Raw genomic sequence first — 14,906 nt, forward strand, 5'->3', positions numbered from 1 at the left:
CCATGCGCAAGTCGACCCTCCGCCGCAGCTGCGCGGCCCTCGCCACCGCCACCTCTCTCGCGCTCGCGCTCACCGCCTGCGGCGGCGGTACCACCAAGAAGGACGTCGCGAACGAGGGCGGGGGCGCCGCCACCGCGGGCAAGGCCGACCCGAACGCGGCCACCAAGAAGGGCCTCACCGTCGGGTTCCTGCCCAAGCAGGTCAACAACCCGTACTTCACTTCCGCCGACAAGGGCGGCGAGAAGGCGCTGAAGGAACTGGGCTCCACGTACAAGGAGGTCGGGCCGTCCAGCGCGACCGACACCTCCGGGCAGGTCAGCTACGTCAACACGCTCACCCAGCAGCAGGTCGACGCGATGGCCGTCTCCGCGCAGGACCCGGGCGCCCTGTGCACCGCGCTCAAGCAGGCCATGAAGAACGGCATCAAGGTCGTCACCTACGACTCGGACACCACCCCCGACTGCCGCAACGCCTTCGTCTCGCAGGCCTCCGCCGAGGACCTGGGCCGTACCGAGGTGCAGTTGCTCGCCAAGCAGATCGGCTACAAGGGCGAGATCGCGATCCTGTCCGCCGCGCAGACCGCGACGAACCAGAACACCTGGATCGACTTCATGAAGGACGAGCTGAAGAAGCCCGAGTACAAGAACATGAAGCTGGTGAAGACCGCGTACGGCAACGACGACGCCCAGCAGTCCTTCCAGCAGACCCAGGGCCTGCTCCAGGAGCACCCGAACCTGAAGGGGATCATCTCCCCGACCACCGTCGGCATCAAGGCCGCCGCCCAGTACCTGTCGGGCTCCAAGTACAAGGGCAAGGTCAAGCTGACCGGCCTCGGCACCCCGAACGACATGCGCAAGTACGTCAAGAACGGCACCGTCGAGGCGTTCGAGCTGTGGGACCCGGCGAAGCTCGGCGAGCTGGCCGCCCGTACCGCCGTCGCCCTGTCCTCCGGGCAGATCACCGGCAAGGAGGGCGAGACCTTCAAGGCCGGCTCCATGGGCGAGTACACCATCGGCAAGGACGGCGTGATCAGCCTCGGCAAGCCGACCGTGTTCGACGCCAAGAACATCGACCAGTTCAACTTCTGATCACCGGAGGGTTGTTGATGCAGCGCGTGTGCTTCCTGCTGAAGGTCCGGGCGGACCGCCTCGACGAGTACCGCGAGCGGCACGCCGCCGTGTGGCCCGAGATGCTCGGCGCCCTGAAGGCGACCGGCTGGCACAACTACTCGCTCTTCCTGCGCGAGGACGGACTGCTCGTCGGCTACCTGGAGACCGAGGACTTCGCAGCCGCCCAGGCCGGTATGGAAGCCACCGACGTCAACGCCCGCTGGCAGGCGGAGATGGCGCCGTTCTTCGAGTCGCTGGACGGCGCCCGGCCCGACGAGGCCATGAAACCGCTCACGGAAGTGTTCCACCTCGCCTGAACAATGGAGTTCATGAGATGCGCAGACGTACGTTGCTGGCCGCGGCCTTCGCCGGAGCCGTGGTGACCCCCGCCCTCGCCTCCGGCACCGCGCGGGCCGCCGACCCCGGCCCCTCCGTCACCCGGACCGGCACCACGACCCTCGACAGCCAGGCCATCTTCTTCGTGTCGTACGACGGCCTGGTCAACAACAACTCGTTCCAGAAGAACGGCCTGCTGACCTACAAGGGCTACCAGTACGCCGTCTGGTACACCGCCGACCGGGGCGCCGTCGTCGGACGACGGGTACTCGGCGGCAGCACCTGGTCGACGGTGAAGGTCGGTCACACCCTCAAGACGAACGACTCCCACAACGTCATCTCCATGGGCGTCTCCAAGGTCGACGGCCGGCTGCACCTGAACATGGACTCCCACAGCGACGGCTTCACCTACGTCAAGTCGGTCGCCGGGCTCCTGGACAACCCCGGCGGGCTGAGCTGGACCGCGAGCCGCTTCGGCGCGCCCCAGACCACCCTGGACGGCCTCGCGCTGACCTCGCAGTTCACCTACCCGCAGTTCATCTCCACGCCCGACGGCAAGCTCCAGCTGAGCTACCGCGTCGCCATCTCCGGCAACGGCCGCAACGCGCTCGCCGAGTACGACGGCACCAAGTGGACCAACCTGGGGGAGTGGTCCAGCTCCACCGGCACGTACACCAGCGAGCACGGCTCCTCGACCGCCCGCAACATGTACCTGCACGGCATCGACTACGACCGCAGCGGCCGGCTGCACTCCTTCTTCACCTGGCGCGAGCAGAACGGCGCCGTGATGTGCAACAGCGGCGGCATCACCAACCACGACACCGGCTACGTCTACTCCGACGACCGCGGCCGTACCTGGCGCAACAACGCGGGCACCGTCGTCGGCGTCACCGGCGGCTCCGACAAGGTGTCCGTGACCGACGCCGGCCTGGTCGTCGACCCGCTCAACCCGGACCACTCCCTGATGAACCAGGAGAGCCAGTTCACCGACTCGGCGGGCCGGCCGCACGCGATCATCTCCTACGTCCCGGGCCGCTTCGGTCAGTGCACCACGAACTACGTGGCCGACCGCACCGCCAACGGACGCGCCTTCCACGTCCGCAAGAACGCCTCGGGCTCCTGGCAGAAGACCGAGATCCCGGTTCCGCTCAACTCCAGCCAGCGCACCAAGCTGATCCTGGACAGGTACGACAACGCCTACGCGATCTTCCCCTTCGGGCGGATAGCCGGCGCCTCGGCGGCCTCCGGCTACACCGACTGGAAGATCCTGTTCGACGGCAGCGGCCTCAACGCGTTCGGCGAGGTCGTCATCGACGAGATGCGCGTCGCGCAGGACGGGGTGCTGTCCTTCATGTACCAGGAGAAGTCCAGCGGTACGACGCCCTCGGCGCTGCACGTCGTCGACTTCCGGCTGCCCGCCTGACCGCGCCCGGTTCCCGGGGCGGCGTGCCGTAATGTGAAGCCGCCCCGGCCGCCACCCCCCTCGTCTCCCCCTGGAGGTCCCTGCCCGATGGCCCAGTCGGTGGGTATCAAGGACGTCGCCCGCGCCGCCGGAGTCTCCGTCGGCACGGTGTCGAACGTGATCAACCGCCCGGACACGGTCGCCACCGAGACCCGGGCCCGCGTGCTGTCCGCGATAGACCGGCTCGGCTACGTCCGCAGCGAGTCCGCGCGCCAACTGCGCGCGGGCCGCAGCCGCATCATGGGGCTGCTCGTCCTCGACATGGGCAACCCCTTCTTCGTCGACGTGGCCCGCGGTGCCGAACGCGCCGCACGGCAGGCCGGGCTCGGCGTGATGGTCTGCAACAGCGCCCAGAGCCCGGGCGAGGAGGCCGAGTACCTGTCGCTCTTCGCCGAACAGCGCGTGCGCGGTGTGCTGCTCACCCCGGCCGACGCCACGGGCCGCAACATCGAGGCGTTCCGCCGGCACGGCATCCCGTTCGTCCTGGTCGACCGGGTCGCCGAGGGCACCACCGAGTGCTCGGTCTCCGTCGACGACGTCGCCGGCGGCGCCCTGGCCGTACGCCATCTCGTCGACGCCGGGCACCGCTCCCTCGCCTACGTCAGCGGCCCGCCCGGCCTCAACCAGGTCCGCGACCGGCGCACCGGCGCACTCGAAGCGCTCGCGGAGGCCGGGCTCGGCCCCGACGCGCTGCGCGAGCTGCCCACCGAACGGCTCGACGTCGCCGCCGGCCGGGACGCCGGCGCCCGTCTGCTCGGCCTCGCCGACCGGCCTACCGCCGTTTTCTGCGCCAACGACCTGCTGGCGCTCGGGGTCCTCCAGGCCATGTACGCGGCCGGTGTCGGCGTCCCGGACGACCTCGCCATCGTCGGCTACGACGACATCGAGTTCGCCGCCGCCGCGGCCGTCCCCCTCACCTCGGTACGGCAGCCCGCCGTCACCATGGGCGCCATGGCGGCCGACCTGCTCCTGGAGGAGACGGAGGAGGAGGGCCCGGCCCGGCCGCACGAGCACCGGCGGGTCGTCCTCCAGCCGGAGCTGGTGGTCCGCCGCTCCAGTCTGTCCGCCCGCTGAGCCTGAACCGCCGTTCAGGAAGATTTCATGATCCGAAGGGGCCACCCGCGGACGCCCGCTGTGATGAACTGGGACGCGGCCCGAAAATCCGTCCGTCCCGGGAGCCCTGTTGTCCCTCAGCTACCGCCAGCCCGGAGTCGTCCTCACCGACCGCCGCTTCACCGTCCCCCTCGACCACGGCCGCCCCGGGGGCGAGACGATCGAGCTGTACGCCCGCGAGGTCGTCGCCAGCGACAAGGCGCACCAGGATCTGCCGTGGCTGCTCTACCTCCAGGGCGGGCCCGGCTTCGGCGCGGACCGCTCCGTCGGCCGGCCGGGCTGGCTCGGCCGCGCGCTGAAGGAGTACCGCGTGCTCCTCCTCGACCAGCGCGGCACCGGCCACAGCACGCCCGCCAACCGGCAGACGCTCCCGCTGCGCGGCGGCCCCGCCGAACAGGCCGGCTACCTCACCCACTTCCGGGCCGACTCGATCGTCCGCGACTGCGAGGCCATCCGCGCGCAGGTCACCGGCGGCGCCCCCTGGACCGTCCTCGGCCAGAGCTTCGGCGGCTTCTGCCTGACCACCTACCTGTCCCTGGCGCCCGAGGGCCTGGCCACCGCCGTGATCACCGGCGGGCTGCCCTCCCTGGACGCGCACGCCGACGACGTCTACCGGGCCGCCTTCCCGCGCATCGAACGCAAGGTCACCGCGCACTACGCCCGCTACCCGCAGGACGCCGAACGTGCCCGCAGGATCGCCGACCACCTCCTGACGCACGACGTGGTCCTGCCGAACGGCTACCGGCTCACCGTCGAGGCCTTCCAGTCCCTCGGCATCGTCCTCGGCACCGGCGACGGCACCCACCGCCTGCACTACCTCCTGGAGAACGCCTTCGTCCGCACCCCGCAGGGCCTGACGCTCTCCGACGCGTTCCAGGAGCAGGCGCAGGGCATGCTCTCCTACGCCCGCCACCCGCTGTACGCCCTCGTCCACGAGGCGATCTACGGCCAGGACGCCCGGCCCACCGCCTGGTCGGCCGAGCGGGTGCGCGCCGAGTTCCCCCAGTTCGACGCCGCCAAGGCCCTCGCGGGAGACGAACCGCTGCTGTTCACCGGCGAGTCGATCCACCCCTGGATGTTCGACTGCGACCCGGCGCTGCGCCCCCTGCGCGAGACGGCCGACCTGCTCGCCGCCCGCACCGACTGGACACCGCTGTACGATCCGGCCCGCCTCGCCGCCAATGACGTACCCGTCGTCGCCGCCGTCTTCCACGACGACATGTACGTCGACACGGCCCACTCGCTGCGCACCGCCCGCGCCATCGGCGGCCTGCGCACCTGGGTCACGGACGAGTTCGAGCACGACGGCGTGCGCACCGGCGGCCAGCGGGTCCTCGACCGGCTGCTGGCGCTGGTGCGGAACGAGGCGTGATGCCGTGCCGGACACATGGTGATGCCGGCGGCGCGGATTAGTCTGCGGGCATGACGACCACTCAACTCAAGCCCATGCCCGATGACTGGCGGCGTGCCCTCGCGGTCGTGGCCCACCCCGACGACCTCGAGTACGGCTGCTCTGCGGCGATCGCGGCCTGGACCGACGAGGGCCGCGAGGTCGCCTATGTGCTGGCGACCCGGGGCGAGGCGGGCATCGACACACTGGAGCCCGAGCTGTGCGGGCCCCTGCGGGAGCGGGAGCAGCGGGCGAGCGCGGCGGTGGTCGGCGTGTCGGCCGTGGAGTTCCTCGACCACAGGGACGGTGTCGTCGAGTACGGCACCGCCCTGCGCCGCGACATCGCCGCCGCGATCCGCCGGCACCGGCCCGAACTGGTCATCACGCTCAACCACCGTGACACCTGGGGCGGCGTCGCCTGGAACACCCCGGACCACGTCGCGGTCGGCCGGGCCACGCTCGACGCGGCCGGCGACGCGGGCAACCGTTGGATCTTCCCGGAGCTCACCGAGCAGGGCCTTCAACCCTGGGACGGCGTGCGCTGGGTCGCCGTCGCCGGCTCCAGCAGCCCCACGCACGCGGTCGACGCGACGTCCGGCATGGAACGCGCGGTGCGCTCACTGCTGGAACACCGCACCTACATCGAGGCTCTGACCGACGAGGACCCGGAGACCTACGTCCGCGGCTTCCTCACCCGGCACGCCGAGGCCACCGGGGAGCGGTTCGGGGGCAAGCCGGCGGTGGCGTTCGAACTGTTCCCCAGATGACGGCGAGCATGACGTCGGCGGTTTTTTCGTTTCGTATGCTGAACGTCATGCGAGATCACAAGCCTGCGCAGGCGGAACTGCGCGGCGACTGCGAGCGGTGCTTCGGTCTGTGCTGCGTCGCCCTGCCGTTCGCGGCCTCGGCCGACTTCGCCGTCGACAAGGACGCCGGCACACCCTGCCGCAATCTCCAGAGCGACCACCGCTGCGGCATCCACGCCAGGCTGCGGCAGAAAGGGTTCACCGGCTGCACGGTCTACGACTGCTTCGGCGCCGGGCAGCAGGTCTCGCAGGTCACCTTCGGCGGCCGGGACTGGCGGTCCGGGCCGCCGGAGCACGCCCGCCGCATGTTCGACGTCTTCCCGGTCGTCCGCCAGCTGCACGAGCTGCTCTGGTACCTGACCGAGGCGCTCGCCCTGCCCGCGGCCCGGCCGGTCCACGCCGATCTGCGGGGGGCTCTGGAGAAGACCGAGGAGCTGACCGGGCTGACCCCCGAGGAACTCGCCGGGCTGGACGTGGCGGCGCACCGCCGGGAGGTCAACGTCCTGCTGCTGAGGACGAGCGAGCTGGCCCGGGCCGGCACCAAGGGCCGTAAGAAGAACCGCCGGGGCGCGGACCTCATGGGCGCCCGCCTCAAGGGGGCCGACCTGCGCGGTGCCGACCTCCGGGGCGCGTACCTCATCGCCGCCGACCTCACCGGCGCGGACCTGCGGAGCGCGGACCTGATCGGTGCCGACCTGCGCGACGCGGACCTCACGGACGCCGACCTGACCGGGGCGTTCTTCCTCACCCAGCCGCAGGTGAACGCGGCCCGGGGGAGTGCCGGAACCCGGCTGCCCGCGTCAGTCACCCGCCCCGGGCACTGGACAGCGCAGGTCTGAGGCCGGCTCCCGCACCGGCGTCCGGCGCTCCGGCCGCAGCCGCAGCCCCTGTGGCATCAGCGTCAGCCGCTCGGTCACGCGCAGCCGGTACGCCGGGTCGGGCCGCAGCTCGTAGCGGCGCAGCAGCAGGCCGAGCACCAGCGTCGCCTCGTGCAGGGCGAACTGGCGCCCGATGCAGGCCCGCGCCCCGGTCCCGAACGGCTTGTAGGTGTGCGGGGCCCGGGACCGTACCGCCTGCGCGTCGAAGCGGTCCGGGTCGAACCGCTCGGCGTCCGCGCCCCACACCTCGGGGTCCCGGTGCAGCATCGGCGTCAGCACCAGCGCCCACGCACCGCGCCGCATGGGGTGCTCCCCGGCCAGCACGGTGTCCTCCCGTGCCTCCCGGGCGAAGGCGGGCGCGGTGGGCCACAGCCGCAGCGACTCGTCCAGCACCCGGCGGACGTAGCGCAGCCGGGCCACCTGCTCGTAGGCCGGTTCCGCCGTCTCGCCCCACACGCGGTCCACCTCGGCGCGGGCCCGGGCCGCGATCTCGGGGTGGCGGGAGAGGTAGTGCAGCGCGAAGGAGAGCGCGCCGGACGTCGTCTCGTGGCCGGCGACGAGGAAGGTGATGACCTGGCGGCGGACGTTCCGCAGCTCCAGCCGCTCCCCGGTCTCGGGGTGGGCCGTCTCCAGCATCCGGTCGAGCAGGTCCCCGTCTGCGCCGCCGCCGGCGCGCCGGGCCCGGATCAGCTCGTCGACCGTGCGGTTGAGACAGGCGATGTCGGCCGCGTTGCGGCGGCTCGCGCTCCGCAGCAGCAGCGGGGCCAGCGGGAAGGGCACCGTGTTGAGCCGTTGCGCGTACGTCAGCGTGCCGACCATCGCGGTCACGAAGGGATGCGGCCGGGCGCGTTCGAACGACCCGAAGTCATGGCCGAAGCCCGTGCGCGCGATCGTCTCCAGCGTCAGCTTGGTCATGTCGCCGGGCACGTCCACCGCCCGGCCCGCAGCCGCCGCCCGGTCCCAGTGCTCCGTCAGCCGCCGCGCGACGGCCAGCATCATCGGGTGGTAGCCGGCCATGGCCTCGCGGCTGAACCCCGGGGCGAGCACATCGTGCGCGAGCTGCCAGTTCGGCTCGTGGTTGTACGCCGTGAACAGGCCGTCCCCGGCGACCGGCCGCAGGTTCGCTATGCCGAGACCCACGTGCTTGGCGAACCGCGACTCGTCCGCGAGATCGGCCGCGTGCCGGCCGCCCCACACGAACACGAACTCCTTGCCGAAGGCCTTCCGGCGGAAGACCGGGCCCAGTTCGCGGGCGTACTTCAGTGTGTCCTGGAGGGGAGTGCGCCGGTTCACGCCCACCACGTCACCGAGCAGCGGGATCCGGTGCGGCGGGTGCGGAATGCGCTCCAGCTCCGGCCAGCCCAGCTCGGCACCGCGGAACCCCTTCGGCAGCCCGTCCCGTGTCGGCGCCTGCGTCATGACGCGATCTCCCTTGATCCAGCGGCGGGTTCGCATGTGTTGTACGTGGGTTCAATAGCGCCGTTCAGTCTGGTCCCGTTGTTGAACCGGCGTCAAGTACAGTGCGGGCATGGCCGCGAACCAGAGCGGGCGCACGCGCCGCCGGCTCAGCACCGAGGAGCGCCGGGAGCAGCTCCTGTCGGTCGGGGCGCGGCTGTTCTCGGAGAGTCCGTACGATGACGTGTGGATCGAGCAGGTCGCGGAGATCGCCGGGGTGTCGCGCGGGCTGCTGTACCACTACTTCCCGGCCAAGCGGGACTTCTTCGCGGCGGTCGTCGAGCGCGAGAGCGAGCGGATGCTGCGCATGACGGCGGCGGTGCCCTGCGTCCCGGTGCGCGAGCAGCTCGCGGGCGGCCTCGACACGTTCCTGGAGTACGTCCAGGCCCACGCCCACGGCTACCGCGCCTTCCACCGCGCCGACGCGGCCGGGGACCAGGCGGTGCGCCGGGTCTACCAGCGGGCCCTGGCCGCGCAGGAGCGGCAGATCCTCGCGGCGCTCGCCGAGGATCCCGAGTTCGGTCCGGCCTTCGAGGAGCGGCCGGAGGTGCGGCTCGCGGTGCGCGGCTGGCTGGCGTTCACCACGTCCGTCTGTCTGGAGTGGCTGCGCGGCACGGAGTTGAGCCGGGATCAGGTGCGTGAGCTGTGCGCCCGCGCCCTGCTGGGTGTCCTCACTCCCTGAACGGCCTCGTAAAGATCACGTGACGTGGTTGGCTCACACCCAGATCTTCGATAGGTTAGGCAAGGCTTACCTAAGGAGGTCTGGGATGGGTGACGACAGCCACGACGACAGCCACGGCTGGACGGCGGCCCCCGCCGCCGCGGAGCGGGCGCGCTCGGTGCTCGCCGCCGCGTGGTCCTGTTCGGTGACCGCGCAGGGCGTGCGGGAGGAGCTGGTCGGTGCGCACACGGTGACCGAGGACGGCCGGGTGCTGGTCGAGGTGCCCGGGGGCAGTGCCCTGCTCGGGGCCGCGATCTGCGCGCCCCGCGGCGAGCCGTCCGCGGTGCTGGAGTTCGCCGACGTGGCGCCCGTCCCCGTGCGCGACCGGATCCGCGCCCGGCTGTGGCTCGCGGGCTGGTTCACCGTCGAGGAGGAGGGCCGGCTGGCCTTCCGGACCACGCGCGTGGTGCTGCGGCAGTCGTCGGGGGCCGTGGTCGTGGACCTGGACGACTTCGCCGCCGCCACGCCCGACCCGCTCACCGCGGCCGAGGCCCGGCTGCTGACGCACCTCGCCGACTGCCACGCGGACGCGGTCGAGCGGCTCACCCGGCTCGTCGACGCCGAGAGCCTGCACGGCGCGATGCGCGTCCAGCCGCTCGCCGTCGACCGGCACGGACTGACCCTGCGCATCGAACGCACTCGCGCCCACGGCGACGTACGGCTCGCCTTCCACACGCCCGCCGACGACGTCGCGCAGCTCACCGAGCGCATGCACGTCCTGCTCGGCCGGGCGACCGCCGCTGCCTGCCCGCGGGCCCTACAGCGGCAGCGCACAGACGGCGACCGGTGACGGAAATGGTTCGCCGGTGCGCCGCAGCGCGCCGCTCTCCTCGTCCACGCGGAAGACGGTCACCGTGCCGGACTTCTGGTTCGCCGCGAACAGCAGCGTCCCCTCCGGCGAGAGGGCGATCTGCCGCGGGAAGTCCCCACCCACCGGCACGGTGTCCAGCAGCTTCAGCCGGGCGCCGTCCGCCTCGACGGCGTAGCGCGTGACGCTGTTGTCGCCGCGGTTGGCGAGAAAGGCGTGACGGCCGTTCGGGGTCACCACGAACTGCGCCGGATAGCTGGTGCCCGGACCGGTGCCCGTGGACTGCGGCTCACCGATCGTGACGCGGCCGGAGGCGGGGTCGTACGCGCAGACCGCCACCGTGTTGTCGACCTCGTTCGCGAGATAGGCGTACCGGCCGCCGGGGTGGAACGTCAGATGGCGCGGGCCCGCACCGGGCCGGGTCCGCGCCTGCGCGACCTCGGCGAGCGTGCCGGCCTTCTCGTCGAGCCGGTACGTGTAGACGGTGTCCGTCCCCAGGTCCACGGCGAGCACATGTCCGCCGTCGGGGCTGGTGAAGACCTGGTGGGCGTGCGGGCCCTGCTGGCCCGGACCCGGTGGCGGACCGGAGTGCCGGACGAGATCCGTCCGCTCGCCGAGGGCGCCCGAGGCGTCGACCGGATGCACCGCCACGCTGCCCGAGCCGTAGTTCGCGCTGAACAGCCAGCGCCCGCCCGGATGCACCGACAGATGGCAGGGGCCCGCGCCGCCGGTGCTCCGGCTGCCCAGGATCTTCCGGTCGGACAGCCGGACGGCCGTCACGGCGCCGTCGTCGCGCTCGTCCACCGCGTACAGCGTGCGGCGGTCCGGGTGGATCGCGAGGTACGACGGGTTGGCGACGCCGGTGAGCGTGCCGGTGCCGCTGATCCGGCCCGTCGCCGCGTCGTACGTGGCCAGGCCGATGCCCTTGCCGCCGCCCTCGACGGAGGTGTACGTGCCGAGGTAGAGGGGGCGCGGGCCGGAAGGGCGCCGGGCCTCCCGGGACGGGCTCACGCTCGCCTCGGAGGCTGTCGGACCCGTCGGGGCCAAGGCGGGCGCGTCGTCACAGGCGGGCAGCGCCGCCGCGGCGGCTCCGCCCGCCAGCGCGCCGACGAACCGGCGCCTGCTCCAGCCACCACTGCCCATGTCGCCCCTCAGGTCGTCACTCGTCCCCGCCGCGACAGCCAGCCTGGCGTGGATCACCCGCCGGACGCAACAACGGCACCGGGTGTTGCGCAGGGCGCAATCCGCTTCCGGCGGCCGCTCAGCGAGAACGCTCGCCGACCCCCGTACGGGTCCGCCACATCTGCTCCTGAACGCCCAGGCGCTCCCGCAGCCGCGTCAGGCGCGGCATCCGCATGCGCTGTTCCCGCGACACCCGGTCCAGTTCCTCGAACAGGCGCCGTGTGCGGTGCTCGGTGTCGAGCTCGTCGAGGAGCCGGTTGACCTCCGTCAGGACGGCACCGAGCAACTGCCAGTGCCCCGTCTCGCGCTCGGCCTCCTCGCGCAGCAGCAGGGCCAGCTTGTCGCGCGTGCCCGCCGCGGCGCGCAGTTCCGCGGTGAGACGTTCCTCCGCCGACTCGGCGCTCGCACTGAGGTGGGTGGTCACCAGCACCGCGAAACTCACCACGGCGTCGGCGATCTCGGACAGCAGCTGCTCCAGCGCGGCGCCCGTCTCGGAGTCGAACAGCGGCTGCGGCGCGCGCTCCTTCGCGAGGTCCGTGAAGGAGCGGGCGAGCACGCGCAGGACGACCGTGCAGATCTCCAGCGTGTCCAGGCCGGTGCGCAGCACCACCCGGTGCAGCAGGCCCTCCCGCACGCGCGGGTTGAGCCGCAGACTGTCCTCCGCCTGCTGGAGCGCCGCGTCCACCTCGACGATGTCGTGGTCCAGGCGCCGCGCCTCGTGCAGCCGCTCCACCGCTTCGTCCGGTGGCGTACCGCCGGCGGCCTCCTCGCCCATGCGCAGCATCAGCTGCCGCAGCCGGCGCGCCAGCCCCTCGATCGACTCGCCCGCCTCCTCCACCCACACCGGAGGAGCCAGCAGCAGATTGCAGCCGAGCCCGACGACCGCGCCGATCAGAGTCTCCACCACCCGGGCCCAGGCGGTGTCCCCGACGGTGGTGACCCCGAGCACCAGCATCGCGCTGATCGCGACCTCGGGTACGTACTCCTCCACCCGGACCAGGCGTCCCACGGCCAGCGAGGCCACGAGGAGCAGCGCCAGGCTCCACCAGGTAAGGCCCACCAGGAGGCTGAACGCGATGGCGACGAGGACGCCGGTCACCACGGCGTTCACCCGCCGGAAGCCGTTGGTGAGCGTGGCGTACAGGGTCACCTGGACGACCAGCAGTGCCGTCAGGGGAGCGGTGAGCGGTGCCGGCTCGGGGCTCAGCCGGAGCGCGATGACGTACGCGATCGTCGCCGCGGTCGCGGACCGCACCGTCTGGACGACCACCGGGTCCCGGCGCTTGCGCAGGATCCGCCTGGCGTGCGCCGTCCACTCACGTACCTCTCGCATCCTCGGGCTGTTCCCTTTCCCCTGGCGTGTCGAACGCGTTCACGAAGGACGTTAACGCCGGGGGAAACCACGGGCGACCGAGGGCCTCAGGCGTACACCTTGTCGAGGAAGGCGGCCAGATGGCCCCGGGTCCGCTCGATCTGCTCCCGCAGGGTGAGGCTCTCGTCGAAGCGGGTCCCGTTCTCCGGCAGCTTCTTGCCGCGCAGGTACAGCGAGCAGGCGAGGTCGGTGCACATGTACGCCCCGACGGAGTTGCCCTCGCGTCCGGCCGCGCCCGCCTTGCGCGCGGTCATCAGCGACACACCGCCCCGCGGGTGCGTCGTCAGGCACAGCGAACACATGCTGCGCTGCAGAAAGCCCCGCTGGGCCGTCTGGAACCGCATCGCCAGCCCCACGAGCCGCCCGTCGCGCTCGGCGACCAGATAACTCCGGTCGGGTGCCCCCGGGTCCCGCCACCCGAGGAAGTCGAGATCGTCCCACGGCCGCTCGGCGAGGTCCCGCGGGACGGTCAGACGCTTGGCTTCTCCCTTGGAGCAGTTCACAAATGAGTTGCGGATGTCGTGTTCGGTGAGTGATCTCATGGGAGGGCTCCTGGTCGTCGTAGCCGAAACCTAGGGGCCCTAGGTTTCGGGTTCAGGGTAGAAGCATCGACGAAGGGGGAGCCAGTGGATATTCCTCAGGGCGCGCCGGCGCGCGCACGGGCGGCGCTGCGCCATGTGGCGGGCGGCTCGTCCGGACCCGCCGTCGATCCGCAGTTGCGGATCACGCTGAACTTCCACCCGGACCGGCCGGCGGGCGAGGTGCCCCTCCTCGTGGCGCTCGCCCGGGACGGCGCCTACCACTCGCAGTTCGTGACCGGCACCAGCAACGGCGGCCTCACAGCCCACCCCGGCGGTGACCGGTGGCGCTGGGAGAGCCGGATCTTCGGCGGGGCGTACGACGAGGCCGCCGCCCACGAGCGGCCCGTGTACGGCGCTCTCGACTTCCGCCGGCAGGTGGTCGGCGCGGCGCCGCGCTTCGGCTCCTCGCACTTCCGGCTGCGCGCCGGCGTTCTGCCCCGCGCCACGTTCTGCTACCCCGACAGCGCCGCCGAGCCGGCCGACTTCGGCGTGGCGGCCGGCATGTCGCTCATCGCGCTGGCCGAGGCGGACGAGCGGGACGCCCTCGACGACTACATCGAGGCGCATGTGCACGGCGGCGTCGGCCTCGCCCGGGACGTGGAGGCGCTGGTGCTGGACGCCTGCTACCGCGGCACACCGGTCGACGCCGCGGCACGGCACCTGCCCTGCCGCGTCGAGTGGCACCCCGGCTACCGGATCACGGTGGCCGGACTGCTGCGCCACGCCGGCTACCGCGGCCGGGAGTACGCCGAACTGGGCGCCCGGATCGCCCGGGACGGCCTCGTCGACCCTCGGGCCATCGGCGACGCCGCCCGGACGGGCCGGTACGACCCGCAGGACCTGAAGAAGGTGTGGCACACCCTCGCCCGCTTCGGCGCGCCGGAGGGGGCGGGCACGGCCTGCCCGGTGGGCGGGGGGTGTGAGGGCCGGACTGCCGGGTGAGGGCCGTCAGCGGGGAGTGTGTTCCGACTGCTCCGGGGCCTGCGGCGGCCAGACCGCCAGGGTGAGCACTCCCCCCAGCGGCAGGGAACGGGCTCCGCCTACTTCGCGGCCGGGGCCTCCGGCGGCCAGACTCCCGGGGTGAGTACCCCCAGCGCGTAGGCGCGGGCCACCAGTTGGGTGCGGTTGGCCGCGTGCCAGCGGGAGGACAGGCGGCGCAGGTGGTAGGTGACGCCGTCGGTGGTGAGGCCGGTCTCACGGGCGGCCCGGGCCGTGGTGGCGCCGGCGGCCAGCAGGGCCAGGATGCGGGCCTCCATGGGAGCGACCCGGGCCTGCTCGGCGGGCGGGGCGGGGGAGGGGGCCTGCTCGCCCTCCACGCGCAGCATCACCAGCAGCGCCGGCGTGTCCTGCGCCGTGTCGCTCACCGGGTCCGCCGTCAGCTCCCCGTACCGCTCCCCGCCGCCGGGCGTCTCCCAGCACACCGACACCTGGTAGCGCGAGCGGTGCCGCAGGCGCAGGGCCTGGGCGATGCGCTCCACCTGTGTGGCCTCCCGCGGGCTGAACAGGTCCAGGACGTCACGGCCGCGCAGCCGCCCCGGCGTCGTACCGCACTCCGCGGCCATCGCCGGATTGGCCAGCAGCACCGCCCCGTACACATCGCACACCGCGACCGGCATCGCGACCCGGTCGAAGAGGAGCAGGGCGCGGTTGCGCCATGTCACGGCCTCCTGCCGGGCCTGGTCCACGAGCTCCT

Annotated in this window: 15 protein-coding genes; 10 read left to right on the forward strand and 5 right to left on the reverse strand. The window is 72.4% G+C overall.

From position 1 onward, the window contains the following. The first annotated feature begins 2 nt into the window (after positions 1–2). From rhaS to ACFZDA_RS15805, 7 genes are all read left to right on the forward strand, one after another. On the forward strand, positions 3–1,088 hold the full coding sequence (gene rhaS / locus ACFZDA_RS15775) for a rhamnose ABC transporter substrate-binding protein (RefSeq protein WP_391080767.1): 1,086 nt from the start codon (positions 3–5) through the stop codon (positions 1,086–1,088). Positions 1,089–1,105: 17 nt separating this feature from the next. Beyond that, positions 1,106–1,426, forward strand: a complete 321-nt coding sequence (locus ACFZDA_RS15780) for an L-rhamnose mutarotase (protein ID WP_391080770.1) — start codon at positions 1,106–1,108, stop codon at positions 1,424–1,426. Positions 1,427–1,443: 17 nt separating this feature from the next. Then, positions 1,444–2,868: a BNR-4 repeat-containing protein gene (locus ACFZDA_RS15785; protein WP_391080772.1), complete on the forward strand. Its 1,425-nt coding sequence runs from the start codon at positions 1,444–1,446 to the stop codon at positions 2,866–2,868. An 87-nt stretch (positions 2,869–2,955) separates the two neighbouring features. Further along, entirely contained in the window at positions 2,956–3,981 is a 1,026-nt protein-coding gene (locus ACFZDA_RS15790; RefSeq protein WP_391080775.1) for a substrate-binding domain-containing protein, read from the forward strand. Between the two features lie 109 nt (positions 3,982–4,090). Continuing rightward, positions 4,091–5,392: an alpha/beta fold hydrolase gene (locus ACFZDA_RS15795; protein ID WP_391080778.1), complete on the forward strand. Its 1,302-nt coding sequence runs from the start codon at positions 4,091–4,093 to the stop codon at positions 5,390–5,392. A 50-nt stretch (positions 5,393–5,442) separates the two neighbouring features. Next, positions 5,443–6,177, forward strand: a complete 735-nt coding sequence (locus ACFZDA_RS15800; protein WP_391080781.1) for a PIG-L family deacetylase — start codon at positions 5,443–5,445, stop codon at positions 6,175–6,177. Positions 6,178–6,212: 35 nt separating this feature from the next. Next, on the forward strand, positions 6,213–7,055 hold the full coding sequence (locus ACFZDA_RS15805; protein WP_391080784.1) for a pentapeptide repeat-containing protein: 843 nt from the start codon (positions 6,213–6,215) through the stop codon (positions 7,053–7,055). Here ACFZDA_RS15805 and ACFZDA_RS15810 read toward each other — a convergent pair. Further along, a complete protein-coding gene (locus ACFZDA_RS15810) occupies positions 7,017–8,513 on the reverse strand; it encodes a cytochrome P450 (protein WP_391080787.1) in 1,497 nt (498 codons plus the stop codon). The genes ACFZDA_RS15805 and ACFZDA_RS15810 overlap by 39 nt on opposite strands. A gap of 109 nt (positions 8,514–8,622) precedes the next feature. Here ACFZDA_RS15810 and ACFZDA_RS15815 point away from each other — a divergent pair, with 109 nt between their 5' ends. Together ACFZDA_RS15815 and ACFZDA_RS15820 are read left to right on the forward strand one after the other, a co-directional pair. Continuing rightward, complete coding sequence (locus ACFZDA_RS15815) at positions 8,623–9,231, forward strand: TetR family transcriptional regulator (protein WP_391080789.1); 609 nt, start codon at positions 8,623–8,625, stop codon at positions 9,229–9,231. An 85-nt stretch (positions 9,232–9,316) separates the two neighbouring features. Then, positions 9,317–10,060 carry a DUF2470 domain-containing protein gene (locus tag ACFZDA_RS15820; RefSeq protein WP_391080791.1) on the forward strand — a complete coding sequence of 248 codons (744 nt, stop codon included), beginning with the start codon at positions 9,317–9,319 and terminating at the stop codon, positions 10,058–10,060. Here the strand turns inward: ACFZDA_RS15820 and ACFZDA_RS15825 are convergent. From ACFZDA_RS15825 to ACFZDA_RS15835, 3 genes are all read right to left on the reverse strand, one after another. Beyond that, positions 10,028–11,221, reverse strand: a complete 1,194-nt coding sequence (locus tag ACFZDA_RS15825) for a beta-propeller fold lactonase family protein (protein ID WP_391081709.1) — start codon at positions 11,219–11,221, stop codon at positions 10,028–10,030. The genes ACFZDA_RS15820 and ACFZDA_RS15825 overlap by 33 nt on opposite strands. Before the next feature lie 118 nt (positions 11,222–11,339). Then, on the reverse strand, positions 11,340–12,593 hold the full coding sequence (locus ACFZDA_RS15830) for an FUSC family protein (protein WP_391080794.1): 1,254 nt from the start codon (positions 12,591–12,593) through the stop codon (positions 11,340–11,342). A gap of 86 nt (positions 12,594–12,679) precedes the next feature. After that, a complete protein-coding gene (locus ACFZDA_RS15835; protein WP_391080797.1) occupies positions 12,680–13,174 on the reverse strand; it encodes an FBP domain-containing protein in 495 nt (164 codons plus the stop codon). Positions 13,175–13,258: 84 nt separating this feature from the next. Here ACFZDA_RS15835 and ACFZDA_RS15840 point away from each other — a divergent pair, with 84 nt between their 5' ends. Continuing rightward, a complete protein-coding gene (locus ACFZDA_RS15840; RefSeq protein WP_391080800.1) occupies positions 13,259–14,155 on the forward strand; it encodes a DUF3626 domain-containing protein in 897 nt (298 codons plus the stop codon). A gap of 98 nt (positions 14,156–14,253) precedes the next feature. Here the strand turns inward: ACFZDA_RS15840 and ACFZDA_RS15845 are convergent, their stop codons facing one another. Continuing rightward, entirely contained in the window at positions 14,254–14,898 is a 645-nt protein-coding gene (locus ACFZDA_RS15845; protein ID WP_391080802.1) for a PAS domain S-box protein, read from the reverse strand. Positions 14,899–14,906 lie beyond the last annotated feature (8 nt).

Origin of the sequence: Streptomyces sp. NPDC007991, assembly GCF_042958445.1 — a bacterium.
Taxonomy (GTDB): Bacteria; Actinomycetota; Actinomycetes; order Streptomycetales; family Streptomycetaceae; genus Streptomyces.